Genomic DNA, 12,915 nt, shown 5'->3' on the forward strand with positions numbered 1-12,915 from the left:
CGGTGCGCCGAGGGTCGCACTCAACGCGGTGCGACTCGCACCTTCAATAGCCAATCGCCGTCCCGCTTCTCGGCGTCCCACTCGGCTGCCAGCGGCCGGGTCGCCACGAAGTGCAGCAGCAATCCCTTCTCGGTCGTTTGCAGGCGCCAACCAATGTTCGTGCCGCCCGGATCAAGCCGTCCACTACCGTCGCGGCCCTGTGCCTGAAACAACATACCGACCGCGCCATCGACATCCTGGCTGTACAGCTCCGGCTCACGATCGAACCAGAGCTGCAAACCATCGGTGGCTGGCTCGACACGCAGTAGCTGCACCGGACCGGGTGCGGTGACCCGACCGATCATGGCACCCACGAGCAACCCGATCAGCACCAGCGAGCCAAAAAAGCGCCGACGCAGGCGAGGTAGCGGATCGCGCCGCGCAGGGGCGCCTGCCGCAGGGTCGCCTGCCGCAGTAGAATGCCGGTCGTTTTCAGAGTCGGTGACGCGCATGTTCCATGTAATCCTTTTTCAGCCGGAGATACCGCCGAATACCGGCAACATTATCAGGCTCTGTGCCAATGCCGGCTGCAGCCTACACCTGATCGAGCCGCTGGGCTTCGAGCTGGACGACAAGCGTCTGCGCCGCGCGGGCCTGGACTATCACGAATATGCGCCGCTCAAACGTCATTCCGACCTCGACAGCTGCCTGGCAAGCCTCAACCAGCCGCGACTGTTCGCGTTCACCACAAAAGGTTCACAACCCTTCCATCAGGTGCAGTTCCATCGCGGCGATGCCTTTCTCTTCGGCCCGGAAAGCCGCGGCCTGCCAGCGGAGATTCGCGACGCATTACCAAACGAGCAGCGCCTGCGCCTACCGATGCGGCCGAACAGCCGCAGCCTGAATCTGTCCAACACCGTCGCCGTCGCGGTATACGAGGCCTGGCGACAGCTGGATTTTGCGCTCGAGTGAAGCGCCGTCTGGCTGAAACCCACCATCCGCACGACAGCCGGCCAGCTCAGGGCACGTCATAGCCAGACACCTCGCCGCCACGTATCGGCGGCAGGCGCGCAAACATACGACGCGAGGCAGGCGGCGCTCGACCCGATGACCCGCCTTCGGGCCGGCCGGGTTTCGGTCTATTCGGCTGGCAGGCCGAGTGTCGGTTGAAATGCGCGGCAGCGTCCCCCATATCAAGCGCATTCGGGCATTCATCGCCCCGCTGCGTGGAGATTTTCCCTTGACCACCATCGTTTCAGTACGCCGCAACGGCAAAGTCGTCATGGGCGGCGACGGCCAGGTTTCCCTCGGCAATACCGTCATGAAAGGCAATGCCAAAAAAGTCCGGCGCCTGTATCACGGCCAGGTACTGGCTGGTTTCGCCGGCGCCACCGCCGATGCCTTCACTCTTTTCGAACGCTTCGAAGGCCAACTGGAAAAACACCAGGGCCATCTCGTGCGTGCCGCCGTCGAGCTGGCCAAGGACTGGCGCACCGACCGTTCGTTGAGCCGCCTGGAAGCCATGCTGGCCGTGGCCAACAAGGACGCTTCGCTGATCATCACCGGCAACGGTGACGTGGTCCAGCCGGAAAACGACTTGATCGCCATGGGCTCCGGCGGAGGTTTCGCCCAGGCCGCCGCCATGGCCCTGATGCAAAAAGGCGGCGATGACATGTCCGCACAGGACATCGCCGAAACCGCGCTGAACATTGCCGGCACCATCTGCGTCTTCACCAACCAGAATCTGACCATCGAGGAACTGGACAGCGCGATCTGACAGGTCGATGAAAAACTACCTGCGTTGGCAATCCTTCGTTAAAAACAGGCTCGGAATGCTCATTTAAACCACTAAACTCCGCTTCCTCGCCTGTTTTTGCCTCGACTTGCCGGCCTCGCCTACGTTTTTCAAACGGCCTGTTTGTATCCTGCCCAGCTTCGGGAGTAACGAAAAAATGTCCATGACGCCCCGCGAGATCGTCCACGAACTCAATCGCCATATCATCGGCCAGGACGACGCCAAGCGTGCCGTTGCCATCGCCCTGCGCAACCGCTGGCGGCGCATGCAGCTGTCCGCCGAGCTGCGCCCGGAAGTCACCCCCAAGAACATCCTGATGATCGGCCCGACTGGCGTCGGCAAGACCGAAATCGCCCGTCGCCTGGCCAAACTGGCCAATGCGCCGTTTATCAAGGTGGAAGCGACCAAGTTCACCGAAGTCGGCTATGTCGGCCGTGACGTCGAATCGATCATCCGCGACCTGGCCGATGCTGCGCTGAAGATGATGCGCGAGCAGGAAGTCGGCAAGATGCGTCATCGCGCCGAGGATGCCGCCGAGGAGCGCATCCTCGACGCCCTGCTACCGCAGGCGCGCCCCACCGGCTTCAGCGAAGAGCCGGTGCACAGCAACGATTCCAACACGCGCCAGCTGTTCCGCAAGCGTCTGCGCGAAGGCCAGTTGGACGACAAGGAGATTGACATCGAGGTCGCGGATAACCCGGGCGGCGTGGAAATCATGGCACCGCCCGGCATGGAAGAGATGACCAGCCAGCTGCAGAACCTGTTCTCCAACATGGGCAAGGGCAAGAAGAAGAGCCGCAAACTGAAGATCAAGGACGCGCTCAAGCTGGTCCGTGACGAGGAAGCGGCACGGCTGGTCAATGAGGAAGAGCTCAAGGCCCGCGCCCTCGAAGCGGTGGAGCAGAACGGCATCGTCTTCATCGACGAGATCGACAAGGTCGCCAAGCGCGGCAATACCGGCGGCGCCGACGTGTCCCGCGAAGGCGTTCAACGCGACTTGCTGCCGCTGATCGAAGGCAGCACGGTCAACACCAAGCTGGGCATGGTCAAGACCGACCACATCCTGTTCATCGCCAGTGGTGCTTTCCATCTGTCCAAGCCCAGCGACCTGGTGCCCGAACTGCAGGGCCGCCTGCCGATCCGCGTCGAGCTCAAGGCCCTGTCGCCGCAGGACTTCGAGCGGATTCTGACCGAGCCGCACGCCTCGCTCACTGAGCAGTACCGCGAGCTGCTGAAGACCGAAGGGCTGGGCATCGAATTCGCAGAGGACGGCATCAAGCGTCTGGCCGAGATCGCCTGGCAGGTCAACGAGAAGACCGAGAACATCGGTGCACGCCGGTTGCACACCTTGCTCGAGCGGCTGCTTGAAGAGGTTTCGTTCAGCGCCGGCGACCTGGCCGGCCAACAGAACGGCGAGCCGATCCGCATCGACACCGCCTACGTCAACAGCCATCTCGGCGAACTGGCCGAAGACGAAGACCTGTCGCGCTACATTCTCTAAACGCAAGCACGCGGCCGACACTGGGCACCATGAGCGCCCGGCGTCGGCACCCGGAGTACCCGATGCGCATCCCTACTGCGATCAAGCTGCACAAGATGTCGAAAACGCTGGAGCTGGAGTATGGCGCCGAACAGCGCTACGTCCTGCCCGCCGAATTTCTACGGGTGCACTCGCCGTCCGCCGAGGTGCAGGGCCATGGCAATCCGATCCTACAGACGGGCAAGATCAATGTCGCGCTCGAGGGTATCGAGCCGGCCGGGCAGTACGCATTGAAACTGACCTTCAGCGACGGCCACGACAGCGGACTCTATACCTGGGATTACCTGCATTACCTGGCCAGCAACCAGCAACAGCTGTGGGATGAGTATCTCGAGGCGCTGGCCAAAGCCGGCAAGTCGCGCGATCCTGACATTTCCCCCGTCAAGCTGATGCTCTAGCAGCGCCGCCTCGACGAGCGGGCCCCGGGCGAGGCGGCATCGGCTTTCCGCCCAACGGCAGTCCCATGGCGGAGCACGCGGGTGGCGGTACGGTCGAAGATTGCGTATCGACGGATCATCCAACACGAGCTGCCGGGAGCGCGATCGCCATGCACGCCAGCAGTGTCACCCATCACCGCCTGGACCTCGACGGTATCGAGGTGTTCTACCGGGCCGCCGGGCCGCAAGGCGCGCCCGTGGTGCTGCTGCCCCACGGCTATCCTTGCTCGTCCTATGAGTTCAGGGCTTACATGCCGCTGCTTGCCGACCGCTGGCGGCTGGTCGCGTCGGACTTCCCGGGCTGCGGCTACAGCGCGACCCCGGAAGGATTCTCCTACGACTTCGACGGTTACGCCGACTTCCTCGCACGCTTTATCCAGCGCCTGGGCATCGAGCGTTTCGCGCTTTACCTGCACGACTTCGGCTCGCAGATCGGCCTGCGCCTGGCGATTGCCGAGCCGCAGCGCATCGCCGCGTTGATCCTGCAGAATGGTGATATCTACGAAGATCAGCTAGGCCCGAAATATGCCGCGCTGCAGCAGTTCTTCGCCAATCCGACGCCGCAGGCCCGCGCAGGGCTGGCGGAGGCCGTCAGCCTGAAAGGGTTCGAGGAAGAATTCCTCAACGAGGTGGACCCCGCGACGGCATTGCGCATCCCGCCCGACCTCTGGCACCTGCACTGGGCGCTGATGACGCCTCGTCGCCACGAAATCGCAACGCAAGTGATCGCGGGGCTCAAGGACAACCTTGCCTGGTTTCCCCGCTACCAGGCCTATCTGCGCGAGCATCAGCCGCCCACCCTGATCGTCTGGGGTCCTCGCGACGGTTATATGCCGCAGGGCTCGGCGAAAGCCTACCTGCGTGACCTGCCGGACGCCGAGCTGCATCTGTTCGACGACGGCGGCCACTGGCTCCTGGAAACCCATCTGGAGCAGGTCGCCCAGCTGTCCAGAGACTTCCTGGGGCGGGTGCATAGCCAGCCGTGACCTTGTTGGCAGTGATGTCGATGCACCTTCCTTGGCGGCTAGCGGATGGCGATACACCCGGGTCAATCACGGCGCCTGCCCCATCCGCCCCCCGCAACGCGCCGGATGGTGTCGACGGAAGCAATCTCCGCGAGATCCTACGGCGCGGATTCTTGCCGACCAGCGCTTTTGTCGCGCTTCGGCTTTTGTCGGCTTTCGGCCTTTTAGGTTTAGAATGCCGGCACATTCTTCCGGTGACAGTGACATGACCGATCCCCGCAAAGAGCGTGACGCAGAGCCCACCACCCACTTCGGCTACAAGAACGTGCCGGAGAGCGAAAAAGCGCAGAAGGTGGCCGAGGTGTTTCATTCTGTGGCCGCCAAGTACGACCTGATGAACGACCTGATGTCCGCCGGCGTGCATCGCCTCTGGAAGCGTTTCACCATCGAGCTGTCCGGCGTACGCCACGGCAACCGCGTGCTGGACATCGCCGGCGGTACCGGCGACCTGACGCGTCAGTTCTCGCGCATCGTCGGGCCGACCGGCGAAGTGGTGCTGGCCGACATCAATGCCTCGATGCTCAAGGTCGGCCGTGACCGGCTGCTCGACAAGGGCGTGGCGGGCAACGTGAAGTTCGTCCAGGCCGATGCCGAGAAGCTGCCCTTCCCGGATAACCATTTCGACGTGGTGACCATCGCCTTCGGCCTGCGCAACGTGACGCACAAGGAAGACGCCATCGCCTCCATGCTGCGCGTGCTCAAGCCCGGCGGCCGGTTGCTGGTGCTGGAGTTTTCCAAGCCGACCAACCCGATGCTCTCCAAGGCCTACGATGCTTATTCGTTCAGCCTGCTGCCAATGATGGGCAAGCTGATCACCAACGATTCCGAGAGCTACCGTTACCTCGCCGAGTCGATCCGTATGCATCCGGACCAGGAAACCCTGAAGGGCATGATGGCCGACGCCGGTTTCGAGCGCGTCACCTACCACAACATGACCGGCGGCATCGTCGCCCTGCATCGCGGCATCAAGCCCTGATGCTGCGCGCAGCCCTCCTGGCCGGCGCCGAGCGCGGGATAAACCGCGTGCTGCGCCTGGATCCGACGGCGTTGCCACGCTTGGCCAAACTCAGCGGGCAGATCATCGAAGTCGACTGTATCGCGCCTGGCTGGCGGCTGTTCATCCTCGCCGATGCCGAAGGGCTGAGACTCGCCGAAGACTGGGGCATCGAGCCGGACTGCCGCTTGCGTGCCTCGGCCGCGAGCCTGATGCGCCTGGCCACCAGCCGCAACAAGACCGCCATCCTGCACGGGCCGGACGTCGAGATCGAAGGTGACAGCGCGCCGTTGATGAATCTCGCCGACGTATTGCAGGACCTGGAGCTGGACTGGGAGTACGAAGTCTCGCGCTGGCTTGGACCGGTCGCTGCTCAGCTGCTCGGCAGCGGTGTCCGTGGCCAGGCCGCCTGGGCACGGCAGAGCGCGCACAGCCTGCGCCAGGACCTGGCGGACTACCTCAGCGAAGAATCACGGGCCCTGGTCGGCATCGCCGAGGCCGAAACACGCTTCGTCGAACTCGATCGTCTCAAGCTCGACCTCGACCGACTCGAAGCCCGAGTCGAACGGCTCAACCAATCTTTGAAACCAGACCAACCCGAATGAAGCTGTTCGCCGCCGCCCGCCGCCTGTTTCGCATCTTGCTGGTGGTGATCCGCTACCGCCTGGATGACATCATCCTCGATCTGCCGATGCCCTGGTGGCTGCGTGCGACCAGCTACCTGCTGCCCTGGCGCTGGCTGCCACGCCGGCGTACCGTGCTGTCCCGTGGCGCGCGCCTGCGCCTGGCCCTGGAAGGCCTCGGCCCGATCTTCATCAAGTTCGGCCAGATCCTCTCGACGCGACGCGACCTGCTGCCGCCAGATATCGCCGAGGAACTGGCGATGCTCCAGGACCGCGTACCGCCCTTCGACTCGGCCGTCGCCACAGCCTTGATCGAGCGCCAGCTGGGTGCACCGGTGGGGCAGATCTTCGCCCGCTTCGACAGCAAGCCGCTGGCGTCCGCCTCGGTGGCCCAGGTCCACGCCGCCAGGCTGCGCAGCGGCGAAGAGGTGGTGGTCAAGGTGGTGCGACCCAACCTGCGCCCGGTGATCAGCCAGGACATCGCCTGGCTGTTCCTGCTGGCCAAGACCGCCCAGCGCGCGTCCACCGAAGCCCGCCGGCTGCACCTGGTGGAAGTAGTCGAGGACTACGCCAAGACCATCTATGACGAGCTCGACCTGCTGCGCGAAGCCGCCAACGCCAGCCAGCTCAAGCGCAACTTCCAAGATTCGCCGCTGCTCTACGTGCCCCAGGTCCATTGGGATTACTGCCGGCCCCAGGTGCTAGTGATGGAACGCATCTACGGCGTGCCGGTGACCGACATGGCGCGGCTGGCCGAACAGCGCACCGACATGAAACAGCTGGCCGAGCGTGGCGTGGAGATCTTCTTCACCCAGGTCTTTCGCGACAGCTTCTTCCATGCCGACATGCACCCCGGCAACATTTTCGTCAGTACCCATCAACCCTGGAATCCGCAGTACATCGCCGTAGATTTCGGCATCGTCGGCAGCCTGACTCCCGAAGACCAGGACTACTTGGCGCGCAACCTGATGGCCTTTTTCAGGCGCGACTACCGCAAGGTTGCGCAACTGCACATCGACTCGGGCTGGGTGCCGGCGGAAACCAAGGTGAACGAGTTCGAGGCGGCGATTCGCACCGTCTGCGAGCCGATCTTCGAGAAGCCACTGAAGGACATTTCCTTCGGCCAGTTGCTGGTGCGCCTGTTCCAGGTCGCACGGCGCTTCAACATGGAGGTCCAGCCTCAATTGGTGCTGCTGCAGAAGACGCTGCTCAACATCGAGGGGCTCGGCCGAGAACTGTATCCCGAGCTCGATCTCTGGGCCACCGGACAGCCTTACCTGGAGCGCTGGATGCGCGAGCGCATGAGCCCCAAGCAGTTGCTGAAGAACGCTCAGGCGCAGATCGAGCAGCTGCCGCACCTGGCCGGCATGACCCGCGAGCTGCTCGAACGCATGTCCAACCCCCACGCGAACAACCCGCCGCCGCCGTGGCACGAGCATCATCGGAACTGGCCGTTGCGCCTCGTCGGTGCCGTGCTGCTGGGTGGCGGTGCCACCCTGGCCGCCACGGCCGACAGTATTACCGCCGTCACCACCTGGCCGGCCTGGGTGATGCTGAGCGCCGGCATCTACATCGTGGTGCGCCGATAGCCAGCAGTCGGTGAGGCTGGCACACTTGGCGCATTGAGCGGAGAATTCGATGAACTGGCTGGACGACATACACTGGAACGAAGACGGCCTGGTACCGGCCATCGCCCAGGACCATCGGACCGGGCGCATCCTGATGATGGCCTGGATGAATCGCGAAGCACTGGCCCTGACCGCAGCGGAACACCGCGCCATCTACTGGTCACGTTCGCGTGGCAAGCTGTGGCGCAAGGGCGAGGAGTCCGGCCATGTGCAGAAGCTGCATGAGTTGCGCCTGGACTGTGACGCCGACGTGATCGTGCTGATGGTCGAGCAGGTGGGCGGCATCGCCTGCCATACCGGCCGCGAAAGCTGCTTCTACCGGGTCTTCGAGAACGACGAATGGAAAACCGTCGAGCCGGTCCTCAAGGACCCGGGCGCGATCTATGCGGAGCACACACATGAGTGACACCTTCGCCCGTCTGGCCGAGGTGCTGGAAGCCCGCAAGGGCGCCGCTGCGGACAGCTCCTATGTGGCCAGCCTGTATCACAAGGGCCTGAACAAGATCCTCGAGAAAGTCGGCGAGGAGTCGGTGGAAACCATCCTGGCCGCCAAGGACGCCGCCGTCAGTGGCGACGCCAGCGATCTGATCTACGAAACCGCCGACCTGTGGTTTCATAGTCTGGTGATGCTGGCCGCACTTGACCAGCACCCGCAGGCGGTACTGGACGAACTGGACCGACGTTTCGGCCTCTCCGGGCACGCGGAAAAAGCCGCGCGCCCACAATCCTGACATTCAACTGGAGTAACGCAGCATGGGTTTTGGTGGAATCAGCGTCTGGCAACTCCTGATCATTCTGCTCATCGTGGTCATGCTCTTCGGTACCAAGCGCCTCAAGGGCCTGGGCTCTGACCTTGGCGATGCGATCAAGGGCTTCCGCAAGTCCATGGGCACCGATGAGGAAAAGCCCAGCGTCGAAGAGAAGCAGAATCACACCATCGATGCCGAGGCCCGCAAGGTCGAAGATCCAACGAAGAAGAACTGAGGCGCCATGTTCGATATCGGCTTCACCGAACTGCTGCTGATCGGCCTGGTCGCGCTGTTCGTGCTCGGCCCGGAACGCTTGCCGGGTGCCGTACGCACTGCCGGGCTTTGGATCGGCCGGGCCAAGCGCAGCTTTGCCAACATCAAGTCCGAGGTCGAGCGCGAAATTGGCGCCGACGAGATTCGCCGTCAGCTGCATAACGAGCGCATCCTCGACCTCGAGCGGGAAATGAAGCAGAGCATCATGCCCAGCTCACCGACCGCCAGCGGCAGCGCCTCTCCGCAGTCCGCCACGCCTGCACCGGAGGCGGGCACGCTCGATGTGCCGGCGCCCAGCGAAGCCAAACCCGCCGAAACGGCCCCCGTACCCCGCCCGGACAGACCCGCTGAGCCATGAGCAATAACTCCATCGATGATCAGGAAATGCCGCTGGTTGCCCACCTGACGGAACTGCGCAAGCGCCTGCTGCGCTGCGTGGTGGCGATCCTGTTGCTGTTCGGCGGGCTGTTCTATTTCTCCCAGCAGATCTATGCGCTGGTGGCAGCCCCGCTGCGCGCCTATCTGCCGGAAGGTGCCACGATGATCGCCACTGGAGTGGCCTCGCCATTCCTGACGCCGTTCAAGCTGACCATGATGGTGGCGCTGTTCCTGTCGATGCCGGTGATCCTGCATCAGATCTGGAGCTTCATCGCACCGGGGTTGTACAAGCATGAAAAGCGGGTGGCGGTGCCGCTGCTGATCTCCAGCATCTTCCTGTTCTACGGCGGCATGGCCTTCGCCTACTTCGTGGTGTTCCCGATCATGTTCGGTTTCTTTGCCAGCGTGACGCCCGAAGGCGTGGCGATGATGACCGACATCGGCCAGTACCTCGATTTCGTCCTGACGCTGTTTTTCGCCTTCGGTGTGGCCTTCGAGATCCCGGTGGCGACCTTCCTGTTGATCTGGGTGGGCATCGTCGACGTCGCCACGCTGCGCAAGAGTCGGCCCTATGTGGTGGTTGGTTGTTTCGTGGTTGGCATGGTCCTTACCCCGCCAGACGTGTTTTCCCAAGCACTGTTGGCCGTGCCGATGTGGCTGCTGTTCGAAGCCGGACTGATCTGCGGCAGCATGGTCAAGAAGCGCGAAGAGGAATTCCGCGGGGATGCTGACGACAGCCAGGTGCATAGCGGTGACCAGCCACCCGCTCCCCGCCCGTGAATCTGTTGCTGCTGGAGGCGGCCGATTTTGTGGCCGCCAACCGCGTGGTCCTGCGTGATCGCCGCCTCAAACACATCCAGGACGTGCACCGTGCCGTGGCGGGCGAAAGCCTGCGCGTCGGCCTGCTAGGCGGTGAGATGGGCCAGGGTCGGCTGCTGCGACTGAGCACCGACGAAGCCGAGCTGGACGTCGAGCTGAACCAACCACCTCCGGCCAAGCTGCCGGTCACCCTGCTGCTGGCGCTGCCCCGGCCGAAGATGCTCCGCCGAGTGCTGCAGACCGTCGCTTGCATGGGCGTGCCACGACTGGTGCTGCTCAACAGTTACCGGGTGGAAAAGAGCTTCTGGCAGACTCCGTTCCTCGAACCGGCGGCGATTCTCGAACAACTGCTGCTCGGTCTGGAACAGGCACGTGACACAGTGCTGCCCGAGGTAAGCATCGAGAAGCGCTTCAAACCCTTCGTCGAAGATCGTCTGCCGCAGCTGGCCGCTGGCACTCGCGGGCTGGTCGGTCATCCAGGCGACTATCCGGACTGTCCGCGCGCCATCTCCGACTCGGTGACGCTGGCGATCGGACCGGAAGGTGGCTGGATTCCTTACGAAGTCGACAAACTCACCGAGGCAGGGCTACAGCCGGTCCAACTGGGCGAGCGAATCCTGCGCGTGGAAACCGCCGTCAGCGCGTTGCTGGCGCGTCTGTTCTGATCGCGGCCCGGCACTTCAGACCGGCTGCCACCATGCGACCGATGAACGTAATGCACCCATCTGGAACATGCAGGTCAGAGCTACTGAACCCCAAGACAGCGGCAACTGCCATGCGACCTTTGACCATTGATCTTCACCGCCTGGAATACGCGCTGGACAGCCGCGACGCCAGCGAGCATTACCTCGATCTGGAGTCCGGCCAAATCCTCGCAGTGTTTCCGGGCGAAACCGTGCCGGGCGCGGACGAGAAATACGACGTACAGGAAGATCGGTTTCTGCATATCGAGCCGCTCGGGCTCGCGCAATCGATCGCCATGCGTGAAGCGTTCCTGTTCACCCAGCACGATCCCAACGCCCATGCCGTGCTGAGCCATGCCTTGCAGGGTCGCAAGCCGTTGCGGACCTTCGATTTCAAGCTGGAAGACTTCCCCGAGGTTCGCCAGGCCTGGCTGGATTACCAGACCGTACAGCTGCGCGAGTATGCGATGACCTGGCTGCATGAGAACGGCCTGGAGCCGTCGAAGCGCTGAGCCACCGCGGCGGGGCGTCTCAGCTTTCCAGCAGAAAAGTCACCGGCCCATCGTTCTGCAGGTGGACCTGCATCTCGGCGCCGAAACGGCCGCAGGCGACCTGCGAATGCTGCCGGCGCGCCTGGGCGAGCAGGTATTCGTAGAGCTCTTCGCCGAGGGAGGGCGGCGCTGCGCTGGAAAAGCTGGGCCGCAGACCGCTGCGCGTATCGGCCGCCAGGGTGAACTGTGAAACCAGCAGCAGGCCGCCACCGATGTCGCTCAAGGAGCGATTCATCTTGCCTTGCTCATCGCTGAATACCCGGTAACGCAGCAGTTTGTGCAACAACTTGTCGGCCCGGGCACGGTCGTCTTCACGCTCAACACCGACCAGCGCCAGCAACCCCTGATCGATGCTGCCGACCACCTCGCCCGCCACCTCGACCCGCGCATGCCGCACGCGCTGGATCAGTCCCTTCATCAGGCCTCCTCGGGGGGAAGGTGGAGCAATCGCTGGGCGATGTCAGTGGCGGCTCGGACCAATGCATCACAGGTGCCTGATTCCGACGCCGAGTGGCCCGCCTCTCGGATGATTTGCAGCTCGCTGTTGGGCCACGCCTCGTGCAGTTCCCACGCGTTTTCCAGCGGGCAAATGACATCATAGCGCCCATGTACGATGATGCCTGGCAGGTGAGCGATCTTGTGCATATCACGCAGCAGTTGGTCGGGCTCGAGAAAGGCGTTGTTGACGAAGTAGTGGCATTCGATGCGCGCCATCGCCAGCGCCCGATGAGTGTCGGAGAAGCGATCGACCACCTGGGTGTTGGGGCGCAGTGTGGCGGTGCGGCCCTCCCAGCAGGACCAGGCCTTGGCCGCGTGCATTTGGGCGATCTGATCGGTGCCCGTCAGGCGCTTGTAATAGGCCTGCATCAGATCCCCACGCTCTTCCGGCGGAATCGGAGCGAGGAAATCCTGCCAGTAATCGGGGAACAGGCGGCTGGCGCCCTCCTGATAGAACCAGGAAAACTCCTTCGGACGACAGAGAAATATCCCGCGCAGAATCAACGCATGTACATGCTCGGGATAGGCCTGAGCGTAGGCCAGGGACAGTGTCGACCCCCAAGAACCGCCAAACAGTACCCATTTATCGACACCGAGGGATTCACGAATGCGCTCCATATCGGCGATAAGGTGAGCGGTGGTGTTGTTTTCCAAGCTGGCGTGGGGGGTGGAGCGACCACAACCACGCTGGTCGAAGGTAATGATGCGGTACAGGTTGGGATCGAAAAAGCGCCGGCTTAGCGCATCACAACCGCCGCCTGGGCCACCATGCACGAACAGCACGGGCAGCCCCTCCGGTGATCCACTCTCGTCGACGTAAAGCACATGCGGTGATTCGACCGCCAGCTCGTGCCGGGCGTAGGGTTTGATCTCCGGGTACAAGGTCTGCATGGCACACTCCATGGTCGTGGCGCGGGCTCAACGGCCCGCCTGACGTTTCCGG

At 63.3% G+C, this 12,915-nt stretch carries 18 protein-coding genes; 15 read left to right on the top strand and 3 right to left on the bottom strand.

Annotated features, from left to right (window positions below):
• Nucleotides 1-20: 20 nt before the first annotated feature.
• Nucleotides 21-491 (bottom strand): hypothetical protein, encoded by a 471-nt coding sequence (locus tag ACL0K2_RS12125; RefSeq protein ID WP_045160233.1) that lies wholly within the window; start codon nucleotides 489-491, stop codon nucleotides 21-23.
• On the opposite strand from ACL0K2_RS12125, the gene trmL reads away from it, so the two are divergent.
• The 15 genes from trmL to ACL0K2_RS12200 all read left to right on the top strand — a co-directional run bounded on the left by trmL (nucleotide 490) and on the right by ACL0K2_RS12200 (nucleotide 11,435).
• Nucleotides 490-951 (top strand): tRNA (uridine(34)/cytosine(34)/5-carboxymethylaminomethyluridine(34)-2'-O)-methyltransferase TrmL, encoded by a 462-nt coding sequence (gene trmL, locus ACL0K2_RS12130; RefSeq protein ID WP_045160232.1) that lies wholly within the window; start codon nucleotides 490-492, stop codon nucleotides 949-951. The genes ACL0K2_RS12125 and trmL overlap by 2 nt on opposite strands.
• A gap of 268 nt (nucleotides 952-1,219) precedes the next feature.
• On the top strand, nucleotides 1,220-1,756 hold the full coding sequence (gene hslV, locus ACL0K2_RS12135; protein WP_045160342.1) for an ATP-dependent protease subunit HslV: 537 nt from the start codon (nucleotides 1,220-1,222) through the stop codon (nucleotides 1,754-1,756).
• A 175-nt stretch (nucleotides 1,757-1,931) separates the two neighbouring features.
• The gene (hslU, locus tag ACL0K2_RS12140; protein WP_045160231.1) at nucleotides 1,932-3,275 is read left to right on the top strand and encodes an ATP-dependent protease ATPase subunit HslU; all 1,344 of its coding nucleotides are present in this window, start codon (nucleotides 1,932-1,934) and stop codon (nucleotides 3,273-3,275) included.
• Nucleotides 3,276-3,337: 62 nt separating this feature from the next.
• A complete protein-coding gene (locus ACL0K2_RS12145) occupies nucleotides 3,338-3,712 on the top strand; it encodes a gamma-butyrobetaine hydroxylase-like domain-containing protein (protein WP_045160230.1) in 375 nt (124 codons plus the stop codon).
• Nucleotides 3,713-3,861: 149 nt separating this feature from the next.
• Nucleotides 3,862-4,737 carry an alpha/beta fold hydrolase gene (locus ACL0K2_RS12150; RefSeq protein ID WP_413042740.1) on the top strand — a complete coding sequence of 292 codons (876 nt, stop codon included), beginning with the start codon at nucleotides 3,862-3,864 and terminating at the stop codon, nucleotides 4,735-4,737.
• A gap of 244 nt (nucleotides 4,738-4,981) precedes the next feature.
• Nucleotides 4,982-5,752, top strand: coding sequence for a bifunctional demethylmenaquinone methyltransferase/2-methoxy-6-polyprenyl-1,4-benzoquinol methylase UbiE (gene ubiE, locus ACL0K2_RS12155; protein WP_045160229.1), 771 nt, complete (start codon nucleotides 4,982-4,984; stop codon nucleotides 5,750-5,752).
• Nucleotides 5,752-6,375 carry an SCP2 domain-containing protein gene (locus ACL0K2_RS12160; RefSeq protein WP_239609949.1) on the top strand — a complete coding sequence of 208 codons (624 nt, stop codon included), beginning with the start codon at nucleotides 5,752-5,754 and terminating at the stop codon, nucleotides 6,373-6,375. The genes ubiE and ACL0K2_RS12160 overlap by 1 nt, the downstream gene beginning before the upstream one ends.
• The gene (ubiB, locus tag ACL0K2_RS12165; RefSeq protein WP_045160227.1) at nucleotides 6,372-7,982 is read left to right on the top strand and encodes a ubiquinone biosynthesis regulatory protein kinase UbiB; all 1,611 of its coding nucleotides are present in this window, start codon (nucleotides 6,372-6,374) and stop codon (nucleotides 7,980-7,982) included. The genes ACL0K2_RS12160 and ubiB overlap by 4 nt, the downstream gene beginning before the upstream one ends.
• 49 nt (nucleotides 7,983-8,031) lie before the next feature.
• Entirely contained in the window at nucleotides 8,032-8,427 is a 396-nt protein-coding gene (gene hisI, locus ACL0K2_RS12170) for a phosphoribosyl-AMP cyclohydrolase (RefSeq protein ID WP_045160226.1), read from the top strand.
• Entirely contained in the window at nucleotides 8,420-8,752 is a 333-nt protein-coding gene (locus ACL0K2_RS12175) for a phosphoribosyl-ATP diphosphatase (protein ID WP_045160225.1), read from the top strand. Before hisI ends, ACL0K2_RS12175 begins: the two co-directional genes overlap by 8 nt.
• Before the next feature lie 22 nt (nucleotides 8,753-8,774).
• Nucleotides 8,775-9,005: a twin-arginine translocase TatA/TatE family subunit gene (gene tatA, locus ACL0K2_RS12180; RefSeq protein ID WP_045160224.1), complete on the top strand. Its 231-nt coding sequence runs from the start codon at nucleotides 8,775-8,777 to the stop codon at nucleotides 9,003-9,005.
• 6 nt (nucleotides 9,006-9,011) lie between these two features.
• Nucleotides 9,012-9,401: a Sec-independent protein translocase protein TatB gene (tatB, locus tag ACL0K2_RS12185; protein ID WP_045160223.1), complete on the top strand. Its 390-nt coding sequence runs from the start codon at nucleotides 9,012-9,014 to the stop codon at nucleotides 9,399-9,401.
• Nucleotides 9,398-10,201: a twin-arginine translocase subunit TatC gene (gene tatC / locus ACL0K2_RS12190; protein WP_045160222.1), complete on the top strand. Its 804-nt coding sequence runs from the start codon at nucleotides 9,398-9,400 to the stop codon at nucleotides 10,199-10,201. The genes tatB and tatC overlap by 4 nt, the downstream gene beginning before the upstream one ends.
• Nucleotides 10,198-10,905: a 16S rRNA (uracil(1498)-N(3))-methyltransferase gene (locus tag ACL0K2_RS12195; protein WP_239609944.1), complete on the top strand. Its 708-nt coding sequence runs from the start codon at nucleotides 10,198-10,200 to the stop codon at nucleotides 10,903-10,905. Before tatC ends, ACL0K2_RS12195 begins: the two co-directional genes overlap by 4 nt.
• 110 nt (nucleotides 10,906-11,015) lie before the next feature.
• The gene (locus ACL0K2_RS12200) at nucleotides 11,016-11,435 is read left to right on the top strand and encodes a UPF0158 family protein (RefSeq protein WP_045160220.1); all 420 of its coding nucleotides are present in this window, start codon (nucleotides 11,016-11,018) and stop codon (nucleotides 11,433-11,435) included.
• Nucleotides 11,436-11,454: 19 nt separating this feature from the next.
• Here ACL0K2_RS12200 and dtd read toward each other — a convergent pair whose 3' ends face one another.
• On the bottom strand, nucleotides 11,455-11,892 hold the full coding sequence (gene dtd, locus ACL0K2_RS12205) for a D-aminoacyl-tRNA deacylase (protein ID WP_413042741.1): 438 nt from the start codon (nucleotides 11,890-11,892) through the stop codon (nucleotides 11,455-11,457).
• Nucleotides 11,892-12,863: a prolyl aminopeptidase gene (gene pip, locus ACL0K2_RS12210; RefSeq protein ID WP_045160218.1), complete on the bottom strand. Its 972-nt coding sequence runs from the start codon at nucleotides 12,861-12,863 to the stop codon at nucleotides 11,892-11,894. The genes dtd and pip overlap by 1 nt, the downstream gene beginning before the upstream one ends.
• Nucleotides 12,864-12,915: the final 52 nt, after the last annotated feature.

This window comes from Pseudomonas sp. YJ42 (genome assembly GCF_047225135.1).
GTDB classification, from domain to species: Bacteria; Pseudomonadota; Gammaproteobacteria; order Pseudomonadales; family Pseudomonadaceae; genus Stutzerimonas; species Stutzerimonas stutzeri_E.